The sequence below is a fragment of the Pseudocitrobacter corydidari genome (genome assembly GCF_021172065.1).
Taxonomy (GTDB): domain Bacteria; phylum Pseudomonadota; class Gammaproteobacteria; order Enterobacterales; family Enterobacteriaceae; genus Pseudocitrobacter; species Pseudocitrobacter corydidari.
The window spans coordinates 1,550,470-1,571,758 of record NZ_CP087880.1; the positions used below are offsets into that span (position 1 = coordinate 1,550,470).

Annotated in this window: 20 protein-coding genes; 4 read left to right on the forward strand and 16 right to left on the reverse strand. The window is 53.3% G+C overall.

The window, feature by feature from the left end; translation table 11 throughout:
* The 3 genes from dbpA to zntB form a co-directional block, all read right to left on the reverse strand.
* Nucleotides 1-1,374, reverse strand: coding sequence for an ATP-dependent RNA helicase DbpA (gene dbpA, locus G163CM_RS07155; RefSeq protein WP_231827430.1), 1,374 nt, complete (start codon nucleotides 1,372-1,374; stop codon nucleotides 1-3).
* 28 nt (nucleotides 1,375-1,402) lie between these two features.
* A complete protein-coding gene (ynaL, locus tag G163CM_RS23455; RefSeq protein ID WP_071843514.1) occupies nucleotides 1,403-1,594 on the reverse strand; it encodes a proline-rich small protein YnaL in 192 nt (63 codons plus the stop codon).
* 278 nt (nucleotides 1,595-1,872) lie between these two features.
* Nucleotides 1,873-2,856: a zinc transporter ZntB gene (zntB, locus tag G163CM_RS07160; protein ID WP_231827432.1), complete on the reverse strand. Its 984-nt coding sequence runs from the start codon at nucleotides 2,854-2,856 to the stop codon at nucleotides 1,873-1,875.
* 434 nt (nucleotides 2,857-3,290) lie between these two features.
* On the opposite strand from zntB, the gene G163CM_RS07165 reads away from it, so the two are divergent.
* Nucleotides 3,291-5,426, forward strand: a complete 2,136-nt coding sequence (locus G163CM_RS07165; RefSeq protein ID WP_420851439.1) for a bifunctional diguanylate cyclase/phosphodiesterase — start codon at nucleotides 3,291-3,293, stop codon at nucleotides 5,424-5,426.
* Between the two features lie 45 nt (nucleotides 5,427-5,471).
* Here G163CM_RS07165 and G163CM_RS07170 read toward each other — a convergent pair whose 3' ends face one another.
* The gene (locus G163CM_RS07170) at nucleotides 5,472-7,088 is read right to left on the reverse strand and encodes a peptide ABC transporter substrate-binding protein (RefSeq protein WP_231827436.1); all 1,617 of its coding nucleotides are present in this window, start codon (nucleotides 7,086-7,088) and stop codon (nucleotides 5,472-5,474) included.
* Between the two features lie 177 nt (nucleotides 7,089-7,265).
* Between G163CM_RS07170 and mpaA the strand changes: the two genes are divergently transcribed.
* The gene (gene mpaA, locus G163CM_RS07175) at nucleotides 7,266-7,985 is read left to right on the forward strand and encodes a murein tripeptide amidase MpaA (RefSeq protein ID WP_231827438.1); all 720 of its coding nucleotides are present in this window, start codon (nucleotides 7,266-7,268) and stop codon (nucleotides 7,983-7,985) included.
* Here the strand turns inward: mpaA and ycjG are convergent.
* Nucleotides 7,976-8,941, reverse strand: a complete 966-nt coding sequence (gene ycjG / locus G163CM_RS07180; protein ID WP_231827440.1) for an L-Ala-D/L-Glu epimerase — start codon at nucleotides 8,939-8,941, stop codon at nucleotides 7,976-7,978. The genes mpaA and ycjG overlap by 10 nt on opposite strands.
* Before the next feature lie 101 nt (nucleotides 8,942-9,042).
* Here ycjG and tpx point away from each other — a divergent pair, with 101 nt between their 5' ends.
* Nucleotides 9,043-9,549, forward strand: a complete 507-nt coding sequence (tpx, locus tag G163CM_RS07185; RefSeq protein WP_015964609.1) for a thiol peroxidase — start codon at nucleotides 9,043-9,045, stop codon at nucleotides 9,547-9,549.
* 44 nt (nucleotides 9,550-9,593) lie between these two features.
* Here tpx and G163CM_RS07190 read toward each other — a convergent pair whose 3' ends face one another.
* From G163CM_RS07190 to pspA, 10 genes are all read right to left on the reverse strand, one after another.
* A complete protein-coding gene (locus G163CM_RS07190) occupies nucleotides 9,594-10,469 on the reverse strand; it encodes a helix-turn-helix domain-containing protein (RefSeq protein WP_231827442.1) in 876 nt (291 codons plus the stop codon).
* A 26-nt stretch (nucleotides 10,470-10,495) separates the two neighbouring features.
* On the reverse strand, nucleotides 10,496-12,151 hold the full coding sequence (locus G163CM_RS07195; RefSeq protein ID WP_231827448.1) for a hypothetical protein: 1,656 nt from the start codon (nucleotides 12,149-12,151) through the stop codon (nucleotides 10,496-10,498).
* An 11-nt stretch (nucleotides 12,152-12,162) separates the two neighbouring features.
* A complete protein-coding gene (locus G163CM_RS07200; protein ID WP_231827450.1) occupies nucleotides 12,163-13,599 on the reverse strand; it encodes an oligosaccharide MFS transporter in 1,437 nt (478 codons plus the stop codon).
* A 28-nt stretch (nucleotides 13,600-13,627) separates the two neighbouring features.
* Nucleotides 13,628-15,169, reverse strand: coding sequence for a transcriptional regulator TyrR (gene tyrR, locus G163CM_RS07205; RefSeq protein WP_231827452.1), 1,542 nt, complete (start codon nucleotides 15,167-15,169; stop codon nucleotides 13,628-13,630).
* Nucleotides 15,170-15,345: 176 nt separating this feature from the next.
* Nucleotides 15,346-16,398 (reverse strand): YcjF family protein, encoded by a 1,053-nt coding sequence (locus G163CM_RS07210; RefSeq protein WP_231827454.1) that lies wholly within the window; start codon nucleotides 16,396-16,398, stop codon nucleotides 15,346-15,348.
* Nucleotides 16,395-17,792 carry a YcjX family GTP-binding protein gene (locus tag G163CM_RS07215; protein WP_231827456.1) on the reverse strand — a complete coding sequence of 466 codons (1,398 nt, stop codon included), beginning with the start codon at nucleotides 17,790-17,792 and terminating at the stop codon, nucleotides 16,395-16,397. Before G163CM_RS07215 ends, G163CM_RS07210 begins: the two co-directional genes overlap by 4 nt.
* 124 nt (nucleotides 17,793-17,916) lie before the next feature.
* Entirely contained in the window at nucleotides 17,917-18,141 is a 225-nt protein-coding gene (gene pspD, locus G163CM_RS07220; protein ID WP_015964613.1) for a phage shock protein PspD, read from the reverse strand.
* A 12-nt stretch (nucleotides 18,142-18,153) separates the two neighbouring features.
* Nucleotides 18,154-18,513, reverse strand: coding sequence for an envelope stress response membrane protein PspC (pspC, locus tag G163CM_RS07225; RefSeq protein ID WP_144052247.1), 360 nt, complete (start codon nucleotides 18,511-18,513; stop codon nucleotides 18,154-18,156).
* Nucleotides 18,510-18,734, reverse strand: coding sequence for an envelope stress response membrane protein PspB (gene pspB, locus G163CM_RS07230; RefSeq protein WP_015964615.1), 225 nt, complete (start codon nucleotides 18,732-18,734; stop codon nucleotides 18,510-18,512). The genes pspC and pspB overlap by 4 nt, the downstream gene beginning before the upstream one ends.
* 51 nt (nucleotides 18,735-18,785) lie before the next feature.
* The gene (gene pspA, locus G163CM_RS07235; protein ID WP_015964616.1) at nucleotides 18,786-19,454 is read right to left on the reverse strand and encodes a phage shock protein PspA; all 669 of its coding nucleotides are present in this window, start codon (nucleotides 19,452-19,454) and stop codon (nucleotides 18,786-18,788) included.
* A 166-nt stretch (nucleotides 19,455-19,620) separates the two neighbouring features.
* Between pspA and pspF the strand changes: the two genes are divergently transcribed.
* Nucleotides 19,621-20,595, forward strand: coding sequence for a phage shock protein operon transcriptional activator (gene pspF, locus G163CM_RS07240; protein WP_231827462.1), 975 nt, complete (start codon nucleotides 19,621-19,623; stop codon nucleotides 20,593-20,595).
* Here pspF and G163CM_RS07245 read toward each other — a convergent pair.
* A complete protein-coding gene (locus G163CM_RS07245; protein WP_231827468.1) occupies nucleotides 20,549-21,253 on the reverse strand; it encodes a metallophosphoesterase in 705 nt (234 codons plus the stop codon). The genes pspF and G163CM_RS07245 overlap by 47 nt on opposite strands.
* Between the last annotated feature and the right edge of the window lie 36 nt (nucleotides 21,254-21,289).

Sequence of the window (21,289 nt, forward strand, 5' to 3'; positions counted from 1 at the left end):
TTACTTCAGCAGTCTAACGCGACACGCTTTCCCTTTAATTTTCCCTTTCTGCAACTGCTTCCATGCCTGGTGAGCGACTTTCTCGCGCACGGCAACATAAACATGCGCCGGATGCACATCAATCTTGCCGATATCCGCACCCACTAAACCTATATCGCCCGTTAACGCGCCCAGCACGTCTCCCGCGCGCATCTTGGCCTTTTTACCGCCGTCGATGCACAGGGTGGCCATTTCCGGCGTCAGTGGCGCAATGCGGCTTTGAGACGGTTCTGGCATCCAGTTCAGTTTAAGTTGTAGCATTTCGGCCAGAATATTCGCGCGCTGCGCTTCTTCAGGCGCGCAGAAGCTGATCGCCAGGCCGCTGTTCCCCGCGCGTGCCGTACGACCGATACGGTGTACATGCACTTCCGGATCCCATGCCAGCTCGTAGTTCACCACCAGCTCCAGCGATTTAATATCCAGGCCTCGCGCGGCGACATCGGTTGCCACCAGCACGCGCGCGCTGCCGTTAGCAAAACGCACCAGCGTTTGATCGCGATCGCGCTGCTCAAGGTCGCCATGCAGCGCCAGCGTGCTCTGACCTGCGGCGTTGAGTTCTTCAAATACCGCCTGACAATCTTTTTTGGTGTTACAGAACACCACGCATGACGCAGGCTGATGCTGAGTCAGCAGTTTTTGCAGCAGCGCGATTTTGCCATGGCGCGGAACATCGAAAAACTGCTGTTCGATAGCGGGCAGAGCATCCACGCTGTCGATTTCGATGGTCACAGGGTCGCGCTGAACACGGCCACTGATGGCGGCGATAGCCTCCGGCCAGGTAGCGGAAAACAGCAGCGTCTGGCGGCTGGCTGGCGCGAAGCGGATCACTTCATCAATGGCGTCGCTGAAGCCCATATCCAGCATGCGGTCAGCTTCATCCATCACCAGCGTTTGCAGGCTCTCCAGAGAAACCGTGCCCTTTTGCAGGTGGTCCAGCAGACGTCCCGGCGTGGCGACAATAATGTGCGGCGCGTGCTGGAGGGAGTCGCGCTGTGCGCCAAACGGCTGGCCGCCGCACAGTGTCAGCACTTTAATATTCGGCAGGTAACGCGCCAGACGGCGAATTTCACCCGCGACCTGGTCGGCTAATTCACGCGTTGGGCACAGCACCAGCGACTGCGTCTGGAAACGTGAGGCGTCGATATGCTGCAACAGGCCCAACCCGAATGCCGCCGTCTTCCCACTCCCGGTTTTCGCCTGTACGCGGACATCTTTCCCGGCGAGTACCGCGGGCAGCGCAGCTTCCTGAACAGGGGTCATGGAGAGGTAGCCCAGATCGTTAAGGTTGTCGATCTGGGCGGTAGGCAGTGCATTCAGTGTTGAAAAAGCGGTCACAATATTTTCTCGCGGTAAAAGGCTATCGTCAGCAGGCGCGTATCCTCGCAGATCTGCGCGTCTGATGCGACAATTTAATCGGTTCTTCGTCCGGCGGCGGGTCGGGCATCGGCTGCGGACGCGGGATGGGATCTCGCCCCGGAGGCGGCTCTACCGGAATGGGATCGGTCGGAATCGAATGAATGTTAAGGTAAGCGTCGAGTCGTAATACCTGGTACATCATCTTCCCCTCTAAAAATCAGGTTGGTTCTTTAAGGGTAGATGCCGCAGCAATTCAGGCAAAAAAAAAGCCGACTATTCAAGCCGGCGTCGTACGAATCAATTGTGCTATGCAGTAATTCAAAAAAAGGAAGTAAGACAATATGGAGCGCAACGCCCATCGCTTGACGTTGCATTCACCTGCGAGAGAGATATTGCCCTGATTGGGGGTATTGTTTATTGACCTCGCTCAATTTAAGTGCCGTTTTTGTGTTCAATTACTGTTAAAAAGGTTAATTTTTACAGCCATTTACTGCGATGTAACCACCAGGTAACACCACCGATGAGTACCAGCAGCATGACACAAAAGGAGTAGAAGCCTAAATTCCATCCGCCGCCGGGTATTCCCCCCAGGTTGACACCGAACAAACCGGTTAAAAACGTGCTGGGTAAAAACACCATCGCCATCAGCGACATGGTATAGGTTCGACGAGAGAGGGATTCCTGCATCACCTGGGCAATTTCATCGGTCATGACTGCCGTACGCGCGATGCAGGCGTCAATTTCGTCCAGCCCACGCCCCAGGCGATCGGCGATATCCTGCATACGGCGGCGATGATCGTCCGTCATCCACGGCAACCGTTCGCTGGCAAGCCTGGCGTAAACATCGCGCTGGGGAGCCATATAGCGACGCATCACAATGAGCTGTTTGCGCAGCAGCGCCAAAAAACCGCGCGGCGGGATTTGCTGCTCCAGCAGGTTATCTTCCAGATCGATAATTTTATCGTGTAGTTGCTCGATAAATTCGCTGGCGTGATCGGTCAACGCATCGCAGACATCCACCAGCCAGCCGCCGCAGTCTGCTGGCCCGCTGCCTTCTTCGAGATCGCTAATCACATCGTCCAGCGCCAGCACCTTACGTTGGCGCGTGGAAACAATGAGCCGCTCATCCATATAAAGGCGCATCGCCACCAGCTGATCGGGTCGTTCATCGGTGCTGCCGTTGATACAGCGCAGCGTTATCAGCGTGCCCTCGCCCATCCGACTCACGCGCGGGCGCAGGCTTTCACCGGACAGCGCATCACGCACGGTATTTGGCAGCAGCGGCGTCGACGCCAGCCATTGCGCGCTGTCCGGGTTGGTGTAATTCAGATGCAGCCAGCATGGATTTTCTTTGGTGATCACATCGCTCGCCTCGAGAGGCTTTACCCCACCCTTACCATCGAGTATCCATGCAAATACAGCATCCGGTACATTAAGATCCGATCCCTTTATGGCTTCCACTTTACCTCCACTGACGACTCACCCTTCTGCTAGTCTAGCCATCTGCCCCGGTTACGCAATCACTGCTGCGTCCATCACGCTGAATTTGCTCATAAAAGCATCCATAACCGTACAACAAAGCATTTTAATGAAAAAGCACTATTGCCAATGCTCAAGCTTCGGCCAGATGCAAGAATATATTCTTGCATAATCTTATGAGGATCACATATCCAATAAAATTAAATATCACCCAACAAATTAAACATCATCATCGTTATGGGTATTTTAAAATAAATTATCCGAGCTCTTTTAGTTTAACGCGATTCAGCAATACTTATTTCAGTTAAATACCGTCAATCCGTTAAAAAACCGTGATCTATCATGTTATTTCTGTAGCTTATTTCAGATTATTCCTGATAGATTAATTCCAAAATCTAAGAAATGTGGATGACATGATGCTGCATGTTTCGTGGGACCCGGTTCTGGTTGGCATTTCATTTCTGGTGGCGTTCATCGCATCTTTCGTTGCCCTTGATAGCGCAGGGAAAATTGCTGCATCTAATAAAAATGCGGCCATGTTCTGGCGCGTTTCAGGTGGCGCAACTTTAGGTATTGGCATCTGGTCTATGCATTTCATCGGCATGCTGGCGATGAAAATGCCGATGGAGATGAGCTATCACCTGGAGTTAACCCTACTCTCGTTGCTGGCAGCGATTCTGGCGGCCACCCTGGCGATTAACATTGCCGTTGCCGGGCCGACGTTATCGCCAAAACGGCTGGCGCTCGCGACCGTTTTACTCAGTAGCGGCGTTGTCACGATGCACTACGTCGGCATGGCGGCGTTGATGATGCATGATGGCATTATCTGGAGTATTCCTCGCATTATCATCTCCGTCGTGATTGCGGTTATTGCTTCCAGCGTGGGTCTATGGCTGGCCTTCAGCTTGCGATTGAACAGCAAGCGCGTGCTGCTCTGTCATATCGCCGCAGCAATGGCAATGGGCATCGCCATCGCCGCGATGCACTATACCGGGATGAGCGCGGCCACATTTTCAAGTCACGCCCATATGATGGCTAACCACATTCATCAGGTTGGTGAAGAAGGACTTTCGGTCTGGGTTTCTGCCATCACGCTGCTGCTATTAGGCACGATGCTGGTGATTTCGATGGTGGATTCGCAAATGCGCACCACCCGCCTGACCGAAAACCTGCAACTGCTGAATAAACAGCTCGAACAACAGGCGCGCTACGATGGGCTGACGGGGCTGGCGAATCGTAGCCAGATAGACATGCGCCTTCTAGCTTGCCTGCAACAGGCGCGGCTTACCGGCGCTGAGTTTGGCCTGGTGTTGATGGATCTCGACCGCTTCAAGCTGATTAACGACGCCTGGGGTCACCACGTCGGTGACAACCTGCTGGTTTCCGTTGCCAATCGGCTGAGCACCTGCCTGCCGCCCAAAATGACGCTAGCCCGCATTGGCGGCGATGAGTTTATTCTGCTGGCGCCTCATAGCACCGAATCTGAACTGGCGGAGCTGTGTAACCGCATGGTGGAGAGCATTCGTCGGCCTTTTTATCACTCGGGCCAAATCCTGCAAATCTCCCTGAGCGCGGGCATCAGCATGTACCCTGCTGACGGTGATTCTCCGCAGGAACTCAAACTGTGCGCGGACACCGCGATGTACCATGTCAAACGAAATGGGCGTAACGGCTGGGCGGTCTATGGTGATGCGATGCTTGATAGTTCGTGGCAAGGCGCGCACTTGTTACAGGACCTTACGCAGGCGCTGGAGCGCAATCAATTTGAGCTGTGGTATCAGCCCAAATACCACGTTCAGGAAAATCGCATTTACGGTTTCGAGGCGTTGCTGCGCTGGCGTCATCCTAAAAAAGGGATTTTACTGCCGAGTGTGTTTTTACCCACCTTGCAAAATACCGGTTTAATTCTGCCTGTGGGCAACTGGGCAATCGACCAGGCCTGCAAACAATTGCGTCAGTGGAGCAAAGAGGGTCATGATGACTGGACGCTTTCCATTAATATTTCGGCTAACCAGTTCGAGCAGCAGAATATCTACGAATTACTGTGCAATACGCTTTCGCGTTATCACCTTTCACCGCTTCGGCTAACCATTGAGTTAACCGAAACGACGGCCATGCGTGGTCTCGATCGCAGTTTACAAATATTCCATGACTTCAACCGTATTGGCCTGACGGTGTCTATCGATAATTTTGGTACCGGTTATTCCAATATGTTGCTATTACAAAATCTGCCCGCCCGCGAACTAAAAATAGACCGAAGCTTTATGAAAGATATCCGTGATGACAGTAAAAATGTGAAAATTGTCTCATCGATTATTCATATCGCGCATTCAATGAATATGAATGTAGTGGCAGAAGGGATTGAAACGGAAGAACAACAACGTTTACTGACACAACTGGGATGCGATGCCTTGCAGGGCTCGCTCTTCTCTGAGCCGGTTCCGCCACAGGATATTGACGCCGCGTTAAGCCGAATGCCGTTTAATATCCACTCCACAAGTACCGCTGCACCACCGATCTCTCTTCGAAGAAACATGGTAAAGCATGCGTAAAAAAGCCCTGACGCATGAACGATGCGTCAGGGCCAGAGCGGAAGCTTAGTGCTTCACAATATACATCGTCCGCGTATACGCCACGTCTTCCGGGTTCTCAATAGGATACCCCTTCAGCCACGGTTTAATTAAACGACCATTGGTATACTGGTAAATCGGTGCAATAGGCGCTTTCTCAGCGAGAATTTTCTCTGCCTCGTTGTAATCGGCATTCCGCGCTTTTTCGGTGTTCTCAAGCGTAGCCTGATTCACCACCTTGTCATAGGCCGGATTGCTGAAACGGGAGATATTCCCGGTATTGTTCGACGTCAACAGCGACAGGAAGGTTGACGGTTCATTATAGTCGCCCACCCAGGACGCGCGGATCACATCAAAATTACCGGTGTTGCGGCTGTCGATATAGGTTTTCCACTCCTGATTTTGCAGCTTCACATCAACACCCAGATTTTTCTTCCACATTGAGGCCACAGCAATCGCAATCTTCTGATGGTTTTCCGAGGTGTTATACAGCAACGTCAAATTCAACGGTCGATTCGGGCCATAGCCCGCCGCCTGCAATAAAGTTTTCGCCTGAGCATTCAGCTCTGCCTGACTACTCTGCTCCATTTGCGTCGGCTCGGCTTTAAATCCGGCGGTCACATCCGGCGTAAAGTGCCATGCCGGTTTCTCACCTGTACCCAGTACCTTCTCCGCAATAATGCGACGGTCGATGGTCATGCTCAGCGCTAAACGGACGCGCGCATCCGCCGTCGGCCCTTTCTGGGTATTGAAAGCGTAATAATATGTACCGAGCTGTGCCGGGGTATAGACCTGCCCCGGAATGTCCTTCAGCAGTTTCTTATACAGGTTTTTCGGGAAGGACTCGGTGATATCAATATCCCCGGCCAGATAACGTTTCGTGGCCGATGATTCCTGATTGATCGGTAAGAAGGTGACCTTCTTAATAACCGTCTTAGCGTTATCCCAGTAATGAACGTTGGGTGTTGCCACCAGCTTTTCATTCACCACCCTGTCGGCAAGCACGTAAGCGCCATTGCCAATCAGCTTGCCGGGGCGCGTCCAGTTTTTATCACTTTCAACGTTGGCTTTTTGCACCGGATAGAGCGAGAAATTGGCCGTCAGGTTCACAAACCACGGCAGCGGTTTATCCAGCTGAATTCGCAAAGTGTGCGCATCGACTGCCGTCACGCCCAAAGTTTCCGGCTTTGCTTTACCGTCGATAATTGCCTGGGCGTTATTAATACCGGCAAGTGCCGCAAACCAGGCAAACGGTGAAGTGGTTTTGGGGTCAACCAGGCGCTGCCAGCTATAGACAAAATCTTGGGCGGTGACAGGCGTACCGTCGGACCATTTGGCATCGTTACGCAGTGTGAAGGTCCAGATTTTATTGTCGTTACTCTGCCAGCGCGTCGCGACGCCAGGAACAATGTTCCCCTTTTCATCCTGGTTAACCAGCCCTTCGAAGAGGTCACGGATCACCTGGATTTCCGGCAGACCTACCGCTTTTGCCGGGTCCAGAGAGGCTGGCTCATCTTTAATATGACGAACCAGCTCCTGCTTCGCTGCCAGCGCGGTTCCGGCGGGTACTTCTGCCGCCAGGGCAACAGAACTCAGACTACTGAGCCATAACGCACAGCACGACAACGTGAAAGGATACTTCATGACATCCCCTTAATAAGCCAACTTGATGAAAATATTATTTGTTTCAGGCGTCGCAAATGCAAACGGCTTATCACATAAAATTGATATAACGAATGTTTTTCTGACACGGAAACCATTTGATTCGCGGTGAATTTTGCACAACACTGCTTATATCAGTACTCATAATCAGGATTCTCTATGTCCGCCACTCGTCCTCGCGCCTTGCGGGGCGCTTTTCCGCCCGGTACGCAACATTATGGTCGTTCACTTTTAGGCGCGCCGCTTATCTGGTTTCCCGCACCGCTCGCCGATCATACCAGCGGGTTAATTATTGCCGGGACGCATGGCGACGAAAATTCCTCCATTGTCACCCTCTCGTGCGCGCTGCGGACGCTTTCGCCCGAGTTGCGGCGACATCATGTGGTGTTAACCGTGAATCCGGATGGCTGTCAGTTGGGGTTACGCGCCAATGCCAACGGCGTTGATTTAAATCGCAATTTCCCGTCGGCAAACTGGAAATCCGGTGAAACCGTGTACCGCTGGAACAGTTCGGCAGATAGCCGTGACGTGGTGCTGCTTACCGGTGATAACCCCGGTTCCGAGCCGGAAAGCGAGGCGCTTTGCCAGTTGATTCATCAGATCCACCCCGCCTGGGTGGTCTCTTTTCACGATCCGCTGGCCTGTATTGAGGATCCGCGTCACAGCGAACTGGGCCGCTGGCTGGCTGAATCCTTTGCATTGCCGCTGGTCGGGAGCGTCGGATATGAAACGCCGGGCTCATTTGGCAGCTGGTGTAATGATATTGGCCTGCACTGTATCACCGCCGAGTTCCCGCCCATCTCCTCGGATGAAGCGAGCGAGAAATATCTCGGCGCGATGACCGCCCTGCTACGCTGGCGCGCGGCGGCTCACAGATGAAGCTGACCGGTAGTAAAATGTAACGCAGGCTCTGCATCTACCGCCAGCCAGGTTGGGCCGTCGAGATCCGCGAAGGTAACCTGCGGTGTCAAAGGCAGCGCGGCGGTAATGGCGCGCGAGGTGCAGAGCATGCAACCCAGCATCAGAGAAAACCCCTGCGCGCGCGCCTCTTGCGCAAGGGCAAGCGCTTCAGTAAGACCGCCCGTTTTATCGAGCTTAATGTTAACCATGTCATATCGCCCACGAAGCGCAGGCAGGCTCGCTCGCGTATGACAGCTTTCATCGGCGCAGATAGGCAGCGGGTGAATAAAATTTTCCAGCGCGCTGTCATCTGTGGCGGGCAGCGGCTGCTCAAGCATCGCCACGTTGAGATCGGCCAGCAGCTGACAGCGTGCCGCCAGACCTTCACCGTGCCAGGACTCATTAGCATCAACTATCAATGTTGCATCCGGCGCAGCGGCGCGGATAGCCACCATGCGTTCGGCAATCAGACGATCGTCCAGTTTTACTTTCAGTAAGCGTGCGCCGCCTTCGAAAAGCGCTTTGGCACTGGCCGCCATCTGCTCTGGCGTGCCAATCACCACGGTTTGCGCCGTTGTTAGCGTCTTTGCCAGTGTCTGATGGAGCATGGCGGGTACTGTGGCTTTCGCAAGGCCAGCTTCAAGCTCCCACAACGCACAATCCACCGCGTTGCGCGCCGCCCCCGCTGGAAGTAATTGCGCAAGCGCTTCACGGGTGAGCCCCTTCTCCAGCTGTTCGCCAATCGAAACAATTTGCGCCATCACAGACGGGATACTTTCGCCGTAACGTGGATAAGGCGTACATTCCCCGACGCCTTTGATGCCGTCCTGCTCCAGCTCAACCACGACCACTTTCGCCTCGCTGCGGCTACCGCGGGCAATGACAAACGGTGTATGTAACGGCCACGCCTCTTCAAAAACTCTTACATTTCTCATCCCTTACTCCTTACGGACAACGGTAAATAGGGTTTGCCGTGTTAACACCTGATGACATACACTAGTTTCGACGTTAATTATATGTAAACAGGAAGATTATCATGTCACAAACTGTACATTTCCAGGGCAATCCCGTTTCTGTTCAAGGCGCTATTCCGCAGGCAGGCGACAAAGCTCAGCCTTTCACGCTGACCGCGAAAGACCTCTCTGACGTCGCACTCAGCCAGTATGCAGGCAAACGCAAAGTGCTGAATATTTTCCCAAGCATCGATACCGGCGTTTGCGCGGCATCCGTTCGCAAATTCAACCAGCTGGCTTCCGAGCTGAACAACACCGTTGTGCTGTGCGTTTCTGCTGACCTGCCGTTCGCCCAGTCTCGCTTCTGCGGCGCAGAAGGCCTGAGCAACGTGGTTACCCTGTCCACCCTGCGTGCGCCAGAATTCCTGCAAACCTACGGCGTGGGCATCGCTGACGGCGCACTGAAAGGCCTGGCGGCACGTGCGGTTGTGGTTATCGATGAGAACGACAACGTGGTTTACAGCCAACTGGTTGACGAAATCACCAACGAGCCAGACTACGATGCGGCGCTGGCTGCGCTGAAAGCGTAAGCTCAACGTCCTGGCTCATCCGGGCCAGGACGTATTCACGCCCGCTATCCTCGTAGACTATATGATTTTCGATATTGCAGGGGCGTTCTGGCCATATATTTTCGAAAACTGGTGATAAACCAGGCATATTCGTTAAATCCTGATTGTGCACCCACCTCTTTGACCGACAGCCGCGTATGCACCAGCAATTCGCAGGCGTGACGAATTCGGCGCATCACCAGATACTCCTGAAGCGTGCCGCCAGTTTCCTGACGAAAGCGTCTTGAAACATGCCCTTCTGAACTGCTCATCGCCTCGGCAAGCGCTTTCAAAGAACAGTGTTGCTGGAAGTGTTGTTCAATCCAGCCAATGATTTCTCGGGAAAATGCATTTTGCTCCACGACGAGCGCCTCTTCCTCTTCCTGCTCCGGAAGCAGGCTAATGAGTTGCATTAACAGAAAGGCGCTGTCGTTAACGGTGGGTTGATGGGCGGAATGGCGTTTCTCAAACAAAACGAAAAGCGCTTCAAAATTCGCCTGCATTTCAGAAACATCAAAGATACGGATCTTTTCGCCATAGCGGCTGAGCTGACAAAAGCGCTTTTGCAGCCGGGGGAAATCGCGGAGATAGGGTTCAAGCACCGCACTATTAAAGTGAAGCGTTGTCCGATGATATTGGTTACGTGAATCCTGCTCGACATGAATTTTATGCACCCTGCCCGGCGGAAACACAAACAAACGCCCTGGTTTGACCGTAAATTGGTGATGTTCTGCGACGGCAATCCCCACACCCTTGCTGATAAAAAGCAGCTCCGTACATTCATGAAAATGATAATAATCGGCAGGCGTGTTTTTCATGGGATTAAAACACAGCGCGGTTTCATCAAGATCGATCGTTTCAAGTAACGTAACATCCTTGCCGTAACCACGCCGTGTTGCCATCGTATTTCATCCTGAAAAGTGACGCGTCAGTAACACACTCGCCAGCTCACCGTGAAACATTCACGTTCGCCGATCTCTTGCCGGGCAATGAATGCACTTTGCAGCGGCCCATAAGGGCTGCACAGCGATGTCGGCGTTTTGCTGGTCTGCGCATAGCCGGTAAATTCGACGGTCATGTCATCAGAAAACACCGCGCCGTTTATGCTAACTTGCAACGTCCGTTTACTGTCATTGAAGAAAGTATCTTCCCGTGTAATACATCCCTTTTCAATCAGATAGCGTGTCCGGGAACGTATCGCGGGATCCCGCGCAGGCACTAGCGTTGCTGCGCCGTCGACGGCGATAACATCCATCGCATCGTTATGAATAATCATTTCCCAACCGTTTTCCGTTTGCCGCTGCGTACAGTCGGTAAACCACACCAGCGGGCTCAATGTTCGATTGTCACTGTCGCGAATGACGGGCACCCAGAGCGGCTCCTCCTCTTCGGCCACGCCGCTGAACAACCCGGTACAGAAAGGAATCGGACAGTAGGGTGAAGACGCATGATAGCCTTTATCGCCATTGATTAGCGGCAGTGCAAACGAACGTTCGCCATCATGCCAGTGGAAAAGCCCGCGAATATAATCACCATTGCAAAAGGACGTGAAAGCAAGCTGAAGCGGCGGCGTGTTCAACCGCACAGCGTCGCTCTCCACACTTCCTGCCCAAACCTGCTGCACATAGAGATGCTGAATACATAAGCTAATGTTCTCACCCACCAGCCGATGCTCGGCGCGATAGGCGTCCGTCCGACGCCCGTTAAACCAGAGATTCACGCTCTGTTCATCGCGGTCGATCCAGAAACGCAGAAAACGCTTGCTGCACGCCAGGGAAAACGTTTCTGCGGTCTGCCGCTCCTGCGCATTTAACAGGCCAAGCTGCTGGCTAACGGCCAGAATTTCATTGAACGCGCTGTCGCCATAAGCACCGATTGAACGCCCCCACAAAAAGCCACCGCCGTTGTCGGTCAGCATGGACAACACCAGCGTCGCGGCTTGCCGTAGCGCTATTTTTAACTCATCCGGGACCATCAGGCCGGTTTCCAGATGGCGCTGACAAATCTCAGCAATCAGCAACACGCTGTAGCGATCGTATCGCCCTTTTCCCTCCGTTTCGTCGCTGAACCCGTTGCTGGAATGCGTGCGATAATGCTCACACAAACGCGTCAGGATTTCCTGCGAGGCGTATGCCGATTCCCAACCCAGTAAGTAGCGGAATCGCGCCACGCTGAAAGCCACACCGTAGAAATTCGTTGGAAACCGTTCGTTAAGTTGCCATGTTTCTTCCTCGACCATCTCCTGCCACCGAAGCTTATTTTCCAACTGATTAAGCTGTTCTTGTGAAAACAGAGTATGCAGTCGCCCTAATGCATTAAGTTTTACCAATGCCTTAAGGAAATAATATTTTCCCCAGTTTTCACACGGCGCGGCAATCAGTTCATGCCATGCGTCTTCCCACTCGGCTTGAGTCGTACCTGATTTCTCGATTAACATAGCCAGTGCAAGCGCAAATTTCCCACTGGCATAGGGGTCGCCCTTCAGCGTTAATTGATGACCAAAGCTGGATTCACCCCGTAACGTCCTGGTGACAATAGTGTCCAGGTGCTGATAAATATCATGAATAACGTGTTCTCTTTTCATTGTTTTGCTCGTTAGTGATTCGCAGCCGGATATAAAGGCGTTGATTTACGATTATTAGTAAGTAGAACAGCGGAAATAAGCGTGAAGACCAGCACGGTACAGCCCATCAACAAGTAGGTATCCGCAAAGCCAATTTTTTCATACAGAAAACCACTTAACGGCGATAATAAAACGGTGCCGACATAGTTCACGCTTTGATAGCCCAGCAGATACATGGTGCCGTTTACTTTTTTATCAAAATTGATCTCCAGATATTTAAACACCGAGACCAGCAGGAAGGACATTTCAATGCCCCAGGAAAGCTTGATAATCGCAATCGTGAGCGCGCTGGTGGCAAGCCCAGAGCCAATAAAACGCGCCGCGACAACGAACCCGGTAATCAACATCCCGGCTTTTGGCCCCAGACGGTTCACAATACCAGGCGCGATCATCATAAAGATAAACTCACAGCCAAGGCTTGCTGCGCCCAGATAACCAAACATCTGGTGCCCGGCTTCTTTGCTCTCATAAAAAGTGATGAAGAAGCGCGGATATTGCTGTTCCGCCACGAAAAGCACCCATACCACCCCGCAAACGTAAATCACAAAGGTCCAGAAACTGCGTAATCTGAACAGCGCAGTGACGTCGGCGAGGGTTGTCCTCTCTTTTGCGATAACCCGGCTTTTGGCCTCGTCGCTGACGTCTATCTTCATGGTCAATACGATGATCAGAATGACAAGCGCGCCCGCAGAACTGATTCCAAAGTTGATCATCGGGTTGATATTAAAAATGTACCCGGTGCTCGCCGCAGAAAAGACCGAACCTAATGCACCCCACATACGAATCTGGCCGAATTCGAGATCAAACAGGCGGCCAAACCGGTCCAGATATGACTCCGCCGCCGCGCAGCCTGCGTAATATCCCATGCTCAGGAATACAGCGCCCACCGCGATACCTAGATAGAGCGCATTTTGCAGTAATGGTTTATAGATATAAAAGAAGAATGGGAAAACGGTGATGGACACTAATGCAATAAAAAAGAGCAGATCTTTGCGCAATCCCAGCCGGTCAATCAAGAAACCATAGACGGGTTTAATTAATACAGCGCAGAATCCATTGACGGAAAAAACGATACCAATTGCCACACCATCAAGGCCAATCTTTTCTGATAACCAAAATGAATAGGTATCCAGCGTTGCTTTCCACGAGAAGAAATAAACCAGAATAAAAAGACTGAGCGTAATATAGATTTTACGTCGTGCTTTAACGAGATCATCACCTTTGTTCATACTGCCCTCCTTGTTTTGGAGTGGCAACAATATTCGTGCAACGGGCGATGAAATCCCATCGGGATCACAAAAAAACATGATTTTTGGAAAACGATGCGTATAAAAACGAAAAACAGACGAAAAGTTTAATAATAATGATGCAAGTTTTTCTTTGTTGATACGCAGAATTCTTCCCGGCAACCATTCCGTGCCGGGAAGAAAAACAAAATTATTCTTTTGTTTTATTATTGCTTAAACCATATTCACGCAGTTTATTCGCAATCGCCGTATGCGATACGCCAAGACGTTTCGCCAGCTTACGCGTACTCGGGAAGCTGCGATAAAGCTGCGTCAGCACCGAACGCTCAAAGCGACGGGTTATCTCATCCAACGACCCTTCCATCGCCTCTTCGCCCACCGCCGTGGTGGTGACGTCATAATCCGGCAGCAGTACATCGTTAGGACGCAGTTCATAACCTTCCAGCTGTGTTAACGCGCGATAGACCGCATTCTTCAGCTGGCGGACGTTGCCCGGCCAACCGTAACGGGTTAACACATTACTGAGATCGGCAGAGAGCTTCGGACGCGAAATGCCCTGCTCATCGGCAAAGCGCGCCACGAACAGTTCCGTCAGCGGCATCACGTCCTGCGGACGATCGCGCAGCGGCGGCAGATTCAGCGTCAGGACGTTCAAACGATAATAGAGATCTTCGCGGAACAACCCTTTCTGCACCAGCTCCACCAGGTTTTTCTGCGTGGCGCAAATCACGCGCACATCAACGTGCACTTCATGATCTTCCCCGACGCGGCGGAAAGTGCCGTCGTTCAGGAAACGCAGCAGTTTGGTTTGCATGCGCGGCGACATTTCGCCAATTTCGTCCAGCAGCACCGAACCGCCGTTCGCCTGCTCAAAGAAACCTTTTTTACCTTCCGGGGCGTGACCAAACAGTTCGCTCTCAACCGCATCTTCCGGGATCGACGCGCAGTTCAGCGCCAGGTACGGTTTTGCCGCTCGCGGGCTGGCCAGATGGCAGGCATGTGCCAATAGATCTTTACCGGTGCCCGTTTCGCCGACAATCAGCAGCGGCGCGGTCAGTAGCGCCAGTTTACGCGCCTGATCGACCACATGACGCATTTTCGGGCTCACGGCGACGATCTGGCTGAATGCGCTCACATCCTGAGGAGTTTGGGTCTGTAACTGGCGGCCCATGCGAACGGTCGAGCGCAGCATCACAACGGCCCCGGCGAGGATACGTTGTTCGTGCTCGCCGCTCATGTAAACCGGGGTGATTTCCAGCAAAAAGTTTTGCCCGTTGATCACCACGTGTTCCGCCTGTGTTTCCACCGGCTCGCTCTCCAGCCAGCGCTGGAAGTTGAAACCGCTGATGAGCTGGCTGGCGTTATGGTTGCGCATTTTGTCGGCGCTCATGCCAAACAACTGACAGCTTGCCGGATTGGTACGTTCGATTTTGCTACGGGTATCGAGCGAGAGCACCGGCTCGGGCATCGCTTCGAGCAGCGCGCTTAACGCCAGATGCTCACGTTCTGAAGGCATCCACGGTACCGTGCGCACGTCGGTCACGCCCGCGATGCGGCGGATCTCCGCCATTAAGGTGCTGAAGCTGGTGAACTCCAGCTCGGCGAAATTGAGGTAGATTCGGCCAATAGGGTCAATGTCGATCCCGCGCAAATCAATGCCGCGCAGCACCAACAGATCGAGTAATTCACGTGTCAGACCGAGGCGGTCCTCACAAAAGACTTCAAGACGCATGGGAATTTTCACCCTTATAAGCCAAAGACTCGTGAATAATAAGACACTTATCGTTCGGCGGGAAGCAGGCTGTCAACAATTATTGACAGTATGGCGGAAAAAACGCCATTGCGCCGTAAAGATTTTCGTTCAACGGGAAATGTGCGCAGGCCGACACGCGGTCGGCCTGTTAGATTTTACTTCGCCCCGCTCTTTTGAACGACGCCTTTCAGTTGACCAATCAACTCGCGACGAAAATCGCCAAGCTTCGGTTTGTCGTTGTCGATCCACGGCAGTGGGCGACACAGTTCCATCGCCTTGATGCCAAGGCGCGCGGTCAGCAGCCCTGCACCTATCCCCTGCGCGGCGCGGGCGGAAAGGCGCGCGGCCAGATCCTGCGACATCCAGTCCATACCGATTTCGCGCACCAGCTCGCTGGCCCCAGCAAAAGCGATATTGAGCAGCACCAGTTTGAACAGGCGCAGACGGCTGTAATAGCCCAGTTCAATGCCGTAAAGCGTGGCGATGCGGTTAATTAATCGCAAATTGCGCCAGGCGATGAACGCCATATCCACCAGCGCCAGCGGGCTGACAGCAATCATCATGGTAGATTCTGCTGCTGAGCGGCTGATCTCCCGCCGCGCCTGCGCATCCAGCGCCGGTTGCACCAGATGCGCGTAAAGGCTAACCACTTCACGATCGTTTTGGGTTTCATGGATCGCCGCATACCAGCGTTGCAGCGCCGGATGCGCCTGGTCAATACCCGCCTGCTGCGCCAGTTTTTCACAGAACGCGCGAGCTTTACCGACGCCGTGGCTCTGCATCAGTTCTTTGGCTTCGTCCCGCTCCTGCGCGCGCTGGCGCAAACGCCACAAGCGTCGCCATTCCGTTGCTACCGACCCCACGCCCGCGCCAACAATCAGCGCCCCGGCCGCGCAACCGCCCAGCGCCACCCAGTCCTGGGTTTGCCAGGCATTCATCGTCCACTGTACGCCCTGCGCCACCACGCTGATGCCAAAGATAGTCAGCCCGGCGGTGACCATCTTGCGCCACAGGCTACGTTTAGGACGCAGCACCGATTCCACAACTGCTTCCGCCTGCCCCTCTTCCGGCAGGGTTTCATCAACAACCGCTGGTGCAAACTTGTCTGCGATATCGTCAGCAAAGGTTTGCGACTGCCGGAATTGTTCGCTTTTTTCCGCTTCCAGCGGGCCGTCGAAATCGATGCGCGGTTTTAACGGTTCGTTCATCGCAATTTATCTCCAATCAAAAATTCCAGCGCCGCATCAAGACGAATATGCGGAAGCGGCTGGTCGACATCCATTACCTGCGGACGAAACGCCTCAAACTGAAAGCCCTGCTTATCCCAGAACGCCTGCCCCGGCAAACGCGCGGGAACTTCCCCCGGATAGACCGTGAGCGGCTGACCATCGCTGAGCCGGTGACCACGCAGCGCCGGGATTTTCTCTCCGTCTACGTCAATTAGCCCGCTTTGCGTCGCCTGCACGGAGGCGAGCCCCAGGCAATCCATGGTGATGCCTTCAAAGGCCGCATTCTGCCAGGCATCCTGAATCAGTTGCTGGAGCAGCGACACCATATTGCTGTGCTGATCGACGGTAACGTGATCCGCCTTAGTGGCGGCAAACAGCAGCTTGTCGATAACGGGCGCGAACAGACGACGGAACAGCGTGCGCTGGCCGTAGTGAAAACTGTGCATTAACTGCGTTAAGGCCAGGCGCATATCATTAAACGCCTGTGGCCCGCTGTTCAGCGGTTGCAGGCAGTCAACTAACACGATCTGACGGTCAAAGCGCAGAAAATGCTCCTTATAGAAGCCTTTCACCACTTTTTCGCAATAGTAGTTAAAACGCTCGCGCAGCATGCCTGCGTTGGTGTGTTTATCAGCCTGTGCCAGTTTCGCCTCACCGACGCCATCGACATCCGGCCACGGGAAAAACTGTAACGCGGGCGCGCCGGCCATATCGCCCGGCAACACAAAGCGCCCCGGCTGGATAAAGTGCAGGCCTTCCTGTTTGCAGGTATGCAGATAATCGGTCCACGCCTGGGCAATCGCCGCCAGACGGTTTTCATCGGCGGGAGCCAGCGGATCAAGCCCTTCGCACAGCTTACGCCAATGTGCAGACCACTCACCGCGTTGCCCCTGTAGCAGGCCGGTCATCTGCCGCGACCAGCTCAGGTAATCCTGCGCCAGCATCGGTAAATCCAGCAGCCATTCACCAGGGTAGTCGACAATTTCCAGATACAACGTCGAGGTATCTTTAAAGTGGCGTAATAGCGATTCATTGGAGCGAAAACGCAGCGCCAGACGAATCTCACTCACGCCACGCGTTGGCGTCGGCCAGGTCGGCGGTTGCCCGTAGAGCTGCGCCAGCCCTTCATCGTAGGTAAAGCGCGGAATGCCCATATCCCGCTGCGGCACGCGCTTCACGCCAATCAGACGCTCTTCCCGCACCGCGCTCAGCAGCGGCAAACGCGCCCCGGCGTGCAGGCTTAATAGCTGGTTTACCATCGCGGTGATAAACGCGGTTTTCCCGCTGCGGCTCAGGCCGGTAACGGCGAGGCGCAGGTGTCTATCGACACTCCGGTTAACCAATGCGTTGAATTCATTTTTTAGTCGCTTCATTGCGGTTCCATTATGCCCTGAAGGAAAAACGTATTAGGTAGATATTACATGAGGGTGAAAAGGAAAGATGTAAAAGCTCAGAGAAAACAATGGGCACAACCCCTGTTGTGCCGCTTCGTTTGTTTTACTGTCGGTTATAGCGTTTCGACAGTTTCGCCGCCGCGCGGCTTAGCAAAGGCTCGAGTGCCACGGCCAGCAGCATCTTCAACGGACGTCGGGCGACGGATTTCACCGCCCAGCCAGCAACCCCTGCCGGGCCGTAACGTAACGCGGTCAGAAGCACCAGCTTACCTGCGATTTTTAAACCGGGTTTAACCTGTTGCCCGGCACGTTGCCAGCGAGTATTCATGAATATCCTCAATTACAGTTGACGGAAACGGCTACGCAGCGAAAACGTGTCGGACGTGACGTAGCGTTCCATCTCGCGCAGGCGTTGTTCACCTGCGGCAAGTTGCGCATCCACCGCATCCAGCAGTTCGCCGCTGGTGGGACTATGTGCATCGCCCATCGCGCCTTCCGGCATCGGATCAAGCGCGAAAGTCAGGATGATGTAGGCGACGACGACAAAGAAAAACAGGCCAAATATCATCGCCAACACGGTAATAATCCGCACCAGTTTTACCGGCACATCGAGGTAGTGCGCAATACCTGCGCAAACCCCTTTAACCATGCCCTGCTGGGGAATACGCCACAATTTTTTATTAAAATCTAAGGCCATTATTTATCCCTCCAGTTCGGGTGCTCGGCATCGAGAATCGCTTCCAGCGCCTGAATACGTTCACGCATACGCTGAGCATCATCGGTGAGCCGTAACAGACGTTGCTGCTCATTTTGCGTCAATCCACTGCTGCGCGAGCGGTTGCTGTAATGCAGCCAAATCCATACCGGCAGAACAAACAACACAAATAATGTCAGCGGAATGGCAAGAAAAAGCGCGCTCATAGGTACTCCTTACAATGATGAGCAGCGGCACGCCGCGTGCCGCCTGAATAATTATTGATTGTCCTGCTTCATTTTGGCTTTCAGCTGCGCCAGCTGTTCGCTGATTTCATCATCGGCTTTCAGCTCGGCGAATTGCTGATCCAGCGACGGCTGTTTACCGAAACGGTGGCTCTCAGCTTCCGCTTCCATATGGTCGATACGGCGTTCAAAGGATTCAAAACGCGCCATCGCCTGGTCGAGTTTACCGCTGTCTAACTGACGACGCACATCGCGGGAAGAGTTTGCCGCCTGGTGACGCAATGCCAGCGCCTGTTGACGAGCACGCGTTTCGCTCAGTTTATTTTCCAGCTCGCCAATCTCTTTCTTCATGCGCGCCAGGGTTTCGTCCACCAGGGTAATTTCATGTTCCAGGGTGGTGATTAAATCGGTCAGCTTCTGCTTTTCAATCAATGCCGCACGCGCCAGATCTTCTTTCTCTTTACGCAGCGCCAGTTCAGCTTTTTCCTGCCATTCGGCCTGCTGTGCAAAAGCTTTTTCAACGCGACGCGTCAGATCTTTTTTCTCTGCCAGCGCACGCGCCGACGTAGAACGCACTTCCACCAGCGTGTCTTCCATTTCCTGAATCATCAAACGCACCAGCTTTTGCGGGTCTTCCGCTTTCTCCAGCAGGGAGTTGATGTTGGCATTCACGATGTCGGCAAAACGAGAAAAGATACCCATAATATAGTCCTCATAATTTCTGTTTTAGGCATTAGCCTGCTGTATGGATAATACAATTCACGTGCCAACTTTGTATCTTATTGATTCTGCTGAAGGTGATTGAAATTCACCCGCTTTAGACGTAGAGTGAATTAGCGAATTACACTAACAAGTGGTGAATTTCATCATGGCAGAATACAAAGACAATCTTCTCGGCGAAGCCAACCGCTTTCTGGAAGTGCTGGAGCAGGTTTCACGCCTCGCGCCACTGGATAAACCGGTATTGATCATCGGGGAACGCGGTACGGGGAAAGAGCTGATTGCTAACCGTCTGCATTATCTCTCCTCCTGCTGGCAAGGACCGTTTATCTCGCTCAACTGCGCGGCGCTAAATGAAAATCTGCTCGATTCGGAATTATTCGGCCATGAAGCAGGCGCATTTACCGGCGCGCAAAAGCGACATCCGGGGCGTTTTGAACGCGCTGATGGCGGCACACTGTTTCTCGATGAACTGGCGACCGCGCCCATGCTGGTGCAGGAAAAGCTGCTGCGCGTAATTGAGTATGGTGAGCTGGAGCGCGTCGGCGGCAGCCAGCCGTTGCAGGTTAATGTGCGTCTGGTGTGCGCCACCAACGCCGATTTACCCCAGATGGTAGAAGACGGTACGTTCCGCGCCGACCTGCTTGACCGGTTAGCCTTTGACGTCGTACAGCTCCCACCACTGCGCGAGCGTCAGAGTGATATCATGCTGATGGCGAACCACTTCGCGATTCAGATGTGCCGTGAACTGGGGATGCCGCTGTTTCCAGGTTTCACTGAGCAGGCCCGTGAAACATTGATGGATTATCGCTGGCCGGGAAATATTCGCGAACTGAAAAACGTCGTGGAGCGTTCAGTATATCGACATGGCAGCAGCGACATCCCGCTGGACGACATTATCATCGATCCTTTCCAACGGCGAAGTGAGCCAAAAACAGCGGAAAAAAGCAGCCAGAACGCGCCTGAATTACCGCTCGATTTACGCCAGTTTCAGTTGGATCAAGAAAGAGATCTGCTGCAAAAGAGTTTGCAGCAGGCGCGGTTTAATCAGAAGCAGGCGGCGGATTTGCTTGGGCTCACCTATCACCAGTTACGGGCGTTACTGAAGAAGCACCAGCTTTAACACGATGCTGAAGCTGAACCAGCGTCAGGTTGCCGCAAAACACCGCGCCCGTATCAATGTAGAGCTGATTGGCGGATTTAAAGGGTTTACGTACAGGCGTGTGGCCGAAGAAAAACTGATCGGCCCCGCCTATCAAACTCATGGAGCCGCGCTGGGCGCGATTGATACGCTGTCGGTTCCACACCACCTGAAAAGGGTCAACCGATTTGTTAAAGGCATAATGGTCATCCGGGTAGTCCGCGTGGCAGATAACCATTTTTATATCCCCGGTCACCACTTCGATAATCAACGGTAATTCGGCAATACGATGCAGCAGCGTTTTCACGCGATGTTGCTGGTTTACGTTGAGGTCAAAATACCATCCGCCACCGTTGGCCACCCACAGATTTGCGTGACCGTTCCCCTCCAGCGCGTCCAGCATCATCTCCTCATGATTTCCGCGCACCGCCCGGAACCAGGGCTGGTTCAGTAACATCAGGCATTCTACATCTTCACTTCCCCGATCGATTAAGTCCCCCACCGAAATCAGCAGATCCTGCATAGGCTGAAATGCAACGCGATCAAGATGTTGCATCAATAACCTGTAGCAGCCGTGGAGATCGCCCACCACCCAAATATTGCGCCAGAGGTCGCCATGAATACGTTGATAGAGGCTCATTGTCACCTCCGACCGCGTCGATAAGATGAAAAAGGG